Below are 5,656 nucleotides of genomic sequence, written 5' to 3'. Positions count from 1 at the left end.
CGGCGGAGGTCCGCCAGGAGCTGGTGTCGCTGCTCGGCGCCGGTGAGGGCCTGATCGACGTGGTGGAGGCGCTCGACCGGACCGGACTGTGGGCCCGGCTTTTCCCGGAGTGGGGCGCGGTGCGCGACCTGCCGCCGCGCGACGCCGCGCACGTGTGGACGGTCGACCGGCACCTCGTGGCCGCCACCGCGAACGCCGCCCGGCTGGCGACCAGCGTGTCCCGGCCCGACCTGCTGCTGATCGGGACCGTGCTGCACGACATCGGCAAGGGGCGCGGCTCTTCTCGTTCGGCCGACCACTCGGTCGTCGGGGCCGCGCTCGCCACCCAGGTCGGCGAGCGGCTGGGGCTGCCGGCCAAGGACGTGGTCACGCTGTCCGCGATGGTGCGCCACCACCTGCTGCTCCCGCACACGGCGACGCGGCGCAACATCTCCGACGAGGCCACCGTGCGCCGCGTCGTCGACACGCTCGACGGCGACCCGGTGCTGCTGGAGCTGCTGGCCGCGCTGGCCGAGGCGGACTCGCTCGCGACCGGCCCGGGCGTCTGGACGGAGTGGAAGGCCGCGCTCGTCGCCGACCTCGTGGCTCGCTGCCGGCAGGCGATGGCCGGCGAGCGACCAGAAGGCCCCAAGCCGCTCGACGACGCCCAGCGCGGGCTCGCCGAGGCCGTGGCGGCGTCGGGCAGGCCGGACATCCTGGTCGAACCCGGCCCGGTCGCGACGATCACCGTGGTGGCGCCGGACCATCCGGGCCTGCTGTCCCGTGCGGCCGGAGTGCTCGCGCTGCACTCGCTGAAGGTGCATGCGGCCGAGCTGCGTGCGCACGCCGGCGTCGCGGTGGACACCTTCGCCGTCTCGCCAAGGTTCGGGTCGCTGCCGGACACGGCGCTGCTGCGCGAGCAGTTCGGCCGCGCGCTGTCGGGGTCGCTGCCGCTCGCGGACAAGCTCGCCGCGAAGGAGCGTGACTACGCCGACGAGCCGGACGACCCGCCCCGGCCCCGGGTGCTGTGGTTCGACGACGAGGCCGACGGGGGAGCGGCGTCCGCCGACGTCGTGCTGGAGCTGCGCAGCCCGGACCGGCTCGGCCTGCTGCACGACGTGGCGGCGGCGCTGGAGAAGTGCGGGGTCGATGTGCGGTGGGCGCGGGCGATGCAGGTGGGCGGGACCGCGATCGCGTCGTTCAGCCTGGCGGTGCTGTCGGGACCCGCCGGGCCGGACTGGCGGCGCGAGGTCGAGCGGGCCGTGTTGGCCGCGTGCTGAGTAGTTCCCCCTAGCCGAACAGGGGGTCATCACGCTCCCGCCGGCGGCCGCGTCGGGCGAAGCTTTGGCTGCGCACCAGGGGAGTGCGCACGGATACGGGGTGGGGCTCGTCGAGGGGTCGAGCCCCCTCCGGTCCGGCCGTCGCCGGCACCGCCGTGACCTCGACTACCCTCGACTACGTGTTCGACACTCTCTCCGATCGGCTCACCTCGGTCCTGCAGAACCTGCGCGGCCGGGGTCGACTGTCCGACGCCGACATCGACGCCACCGCGCGCGAGATCCGGATCGCGCTGCTGGAGGCCGACGTCGCGCTGCCCGTGGTGCGCACGTTCATAGCGAACGTCAAGGAGCGGTCCAAGGGTGCGGAGGTGTCGGCCGCGCTGAACCCGGCGCAGCAGGTCGTCAAGATCGTCAACGAGGAGCTCGTCGCGATCCTCGGCGGCGAGACCCGGCGGATCAGTCTCGCGAAGACGCCGCCGACGGTGATCATGCTGGCCGGCCTCCAGGGCTCCGGTAAGACGACGCTCGCCGGCAAGCTCGCGAAGCACCTGCTCGGCCAGGGCCACAAGCCGATTCTCGTGGCCGCCGACCTGCAGCGCCCGAACGCGGTGACGCAGCTGCAGGTGGTCGGCGAGCGGGCCGGGGTGCCGACGTACGCGCCCGAGCCCGGCAACGGCGTGGGCGATCCCGTCGACGTGGCCCGCCGCTCGATCGACGAGGCCAAACGGCTGCAACACGACGTCGTCATCGTCGACACCGCCGGCCGGCTGGGCGTCGACGAGGAGATGATGAAGCAGGCCGCGGACATCCGCGACGCCGTGATGCCGGACGAGATCCTGTTCGTGGTCGACGCGATGATCGGCCAGGACGCGGTCACCACGGCCGAGGCGTTCCGCGACGGGGTCGGCTTCTCGGGCGTGGTCCTGACGAAGCTCGACGGCGACGCGCGTGGTGGTGCCGCGCTGTCGGTGCGCGAGGTCACCGGCCAGCCGATCATGTTCGCGTCCAACGGCGAGAAGCTCGAGGACTTCGACACGTTCCACCCGGACCGGATGGCGTCGCGCATCCTGGGCATGGGTGACGTGCTGACGCTGATCGAGCAGGCCGAGCAGGCGTTCGACGCGCAGCAGGCCGAAGAGGCCGCCACGAAGATCGGCACCGGAGAACTGACGCTGGAGGACTTCCTCGAGCAGATGCTGGCGGTGCGCAAGATGGGCCCGATCGCGAACCTGCTGGGCATGCTCCCCGGGGCGGGCCAGATGAAGGACCAACTGGCCCAGGTGGACGACAAGCACCTGGACAGGCTGCAGGCGATCATCCGAGGCATGACCCCCGCCGAGCGCACCAACCCGAAGATCATCAACGCCTCGCGGCGGCAGCGAATCGCCCGCGGCTCCGGTGTCGCGGTGCGCGAGGTGAACGAGCTGGTCAACCGGTTCTACGAGGCCCGCAAGATGATGCAGCAGATGGCCGGCCGCTTCGGCCTGCCCGGCTCGTCGCGGGGAAGCAAGTCCCGGAAGGGCAAGAAGGGGAAGAAGGGGAAGGGCCGCGGCCCCACGCCTCCGCGGATGCGAGGCGGCCTCCCCGGTATGACGCCCGGCGGCATGCCGGACCTGTCGAAGATGCCCCCCGGCCTCAACGAGCTCCCACCGGGACTGTCCGGTCTGGACCAGCTCCCGCCAGGCTTCGACCCGAAGAAGTTCAAGCTCCCAAAGGAAAAGCCCGAGGAGAACTGACGCCTGCCGAGGAGCGGCAGGCGCCGCGGCGCCAAGACAGCCGCCGCCCGTCGAAGCCCACCAGGATCGGTCGCACCCGGTGAGGCACAATCGGCCACATGACGGCCTTGCACCTGCGCGGTGTCGTGCTCCCCGAAGGCGAGGAGCGCGACCTCTGGATCGTCAACGGGCGCATCCGGGCCGAGGCCGTCCCCGGCGCCGAGACCATTGTGGACGGTGGCTACCTCGTACCCGGCCTCGTCGACGCGCACTGTCACATCGGCCTCGCCGTCGAGGATCTCGACGGCGCCGCCCAGCAGGCCGAACAGGACCGCGACGCCGGCACCCTCCTCATCCGCGACTGCGGCTCGCCACTCGACACCAGTCCGCTGCAGGAACGCCTCGACCTCCCGCGCATCGTCCGCGCCGGCCGGCACATCGCCCGCCCCAAGCGCTACATCCGCGGCATCGCCGAGGAGGTCGACCCCCACGACCTCCCGCGCATCGTCGCCGAGCAGGCCGCGGCCGGCGACGGCTGGGTCAAGCTCGTCGGCGACTACATCGACCGTGACCTCGGCGAGCTCGCCCCGCTCTGGCCCGACGACATCCTCGCCGAGGCGATGAAGGTCGCCCACGAGGCCGGCGCCCGCGTCACCGCCCACGTCTTCGGCCCGGACGCGCTGGCCGGCCTCATCGACGCCGGCATCGACTGCATCGAACACGGCACCGGGCTGACCGACGACACCATCGCCGCCATGGTCGAACACGGCACGGCGCTCGTCCCCACGCTGATCAACATCGAGACCTTCCCCGGCATCGCCGCGGCGGGCGCCGGCAAGTTCCCCCGTTACGCCGACCAGATGCTCGACCTCCACGCCCGCGTCCGCCCCACGGTGCGCTACGCGATCGAGGCCGGCATCCCCGTCTACGCCGGCACCGACGCCGGTGGCGGCATCGCGCACGGTCGCATCGTCGACGAGATCATCGCGCTGCACGAGGCCGGCATGACCACCGAGCAGGCGCTCGGCGCCGCCAGCTGGACCGCCCGCGGCTGGCTCGGCTGGTCCGGCATCCAGGAGTCCTCGGCGGCCGACATCGTCGCGTACGCCGAGGATCCGCGCGTCGACCTGAACGCCCTGCGCCATCCGACGCGGATGATCCTGCGCGGCCGAGTGCTCCACTGAGCGGACACGACTCGCGAAGGCCCAGCTCGCCGGGTTGGATCGGCGCGAAAGGACTATTCTCGGCCTGGTGACCACCGAACGGGAAGCGATGGAGACCACCGGTCCAGCCGTCGCCGACCCCCCGGTTCGGACACACCGCTGGGGCTTCGGCGCCTTCCTGTTCGTCTTCGCCGTCTTCGTGCTCTCCGCCGTGGTCATCGGCGCGCTCATCACCGCCGCGGCCTCGCCGGACTCGCCCAGCTCCACCACGATCGCGCTGGTCGGCACGATGGTGCCCACGGTCCTCGCCACCGCCGCCGCGCTGCTCATCACCCGGCTGCGCGGCAACGGCCCGGCGATCGACCTGCGCTGGTCCTACAGTCGCGACGACATCCGGGCCGGCCTCAAGTTCGGTGCTCTCGGCCTCGTCTGCACCACGCTGGCCGCGGTCGTCTGGACCAACATGGTGGGCGAGGAGAACGCCTCCTCCGCGGTCGGCCACCTGGTGGAGAACGGCCGGATGCCGATCGCCGCGGCGGTCGCCCTGTTCCTGTTCGTCTGGCTGCTCGGACCGATCTGCGAGGAGATCATCTACCGCGGGCTGCTGTGGGGCGCGCTCGAGCGGCTCAACTGGGGCCGCTGGGCGGTGTTCACGCTGACCACGGTCATCTTCGCGGTGAGCCACCTCGAGCCGCTGCGCACGTCGCTGCTGCTCGTCATCGGCATCCCGATCGGCCTCGCGCGGCTGTTCACCGGCCGGCTCGGCGCGAGCATCGTGACCCACCAGGTCAACAACTTCCTGCCCGCGCTGGCCGTGCTGCTGGTCGCGGTCGGGGCCATGCCGGCCTGACCGGAGCGGTCTGGCAGAATATGCGGCTGTCCGTCGTGGCCGGACCCTCTCACCGTGCCATGGCGCCACCGAATTTGGGGCTCCAGCCATCCGCAACCCCACACGGATGACCGGCGCCCGCAACCGTGATCAGAGGAGCACCACAACCCGTGGCAGTCAAGATCAAGCTGCAGCGTCTCGGCAAGATCCGGGCGCCGTACTACCGCGTCGTCGTCTCCGATGCCCGTACCCGCCGCAGCGGCAAGGCGATCGAGACGATCGGCCGGTACCACCCCAAGGACGAGCCGAGCCTGATCGAGGTCGACTCCGAGCGCACCCAGTACTGGCTGGGCGTCGGCGCGCAGCCGACCGAGTCGGTGCAGCGGATCCTGGAGATCACCGGCGACTGGCAGAAGTTCAAGGGGCTGCCGGGCACCGAGGGCACGCTCAAGCACGCCGAGCCCAAGCCGACGAAGCAGGAGCTGTTCGAGGCCGCGCTCAAGGCCGCCGGCGAGGAGCCGACCACCGAGGCCACCACCCCGAAGAAGCGGGGCGGCGCCAAGAAGCCCGAGGCCAAGAAGGACGAGGCCAAGAAGGACGAGGCCAAGAAGGACGAGGCCAAGAAGGACGAGGCCAAGAAGGACGAGGCCAAGAAGGACGAGGCCAAGAAGGACGAGGCCAAGAAGGACG

5 protein-coding genes are annotated in these 5,656 nt (G+C 71.6%); all 5 read left to right on the top strand.

The features are described 5' to 3' along the window. Positions 1 to 1,259: HD domain-containing protein (locus tag ACRDSK_RS31210; protein ID WP_431444983.1), on the top strand; the 1,259-nt coding region annotated here is incomplete at its 5' end. 179 nt (positions 1,260 to 1,438) lie between these two features. Continuing rightward, entirely contained in the window at positions 1,439 to 2,995 is a 1,557-nt protein-coding gene (ffh, locus tag ACRDSK_RS31205) for a signal recognition particle protein (protein WP_431444982.1), read from the top strand. A 98-nt stretch (positions 2,996 to 3,093) separates the two neighbouring features. After that, positions 3,094 to 4,158 (top strand): amidohydrolase family protein, encoded by a 1,065-nt coding sequence (locus ACRDSK_RS31200; RefSeq protein WP_431444981.1) that lies wholly within the window; start codon positions 3,094 to 3,096, stop codon positions 4,156 to 4,158. Positions 4,159 to 4,246: 88 nt separating this feature from the next. Next, positions 4,247 to 4,987, top strand: coding sequence for a CPBP family intramembrane glutamic endopeptidase (locus tag ACRDSK_RS31195; protein WP_431444984.1), 741 nt, complete (start codon positions 4,247 to 4,249; stop codon positions 4,985 to 4,987). Positions 4,988 to 5,136: 149 nt separating this feature from the next. Further along, on the top strand, positions 5,137 to 5,656 hold a 520-nt coding region (gene rpsP, locus ACRDSK_RS31190), incomplete at its 3' end, for a 30S ribosomal protein S16 (RefSeq protein ID WP_431444980.1).

The sequence above is a fragment of the Actinophytocola sp. genome (genome assembly GCF_050699915.1).
GTDB lineage: Bacteria > Actinomycetota > Actinomycetes > Mycobacteriales > Pseudonocardiaceae > Actinophytocola.
Note: the sequence above shows the minus strand (reverse complement) of the source record. Positions and strands in the feature narration are given on the sequence as shown.

Bases quoted from the DNA above. Each gene is read 5' to 3' on its own strand.
- ACRDSK_RS31195 (WP_431444984.1), top strand. From the start codon at position 4,247: ATGGAGACCACCGGTCCAGCCGTCGCCGACCCCCCGGTTCGGACACAC.
- ACRDSK_RS31200 (WP_431444981.1), top strand. From the start codon at position 3,094: ATGACGGCCTTGCACCTGCGCGGTGTCGTGCTCCCCGAAGGCGAGGAG.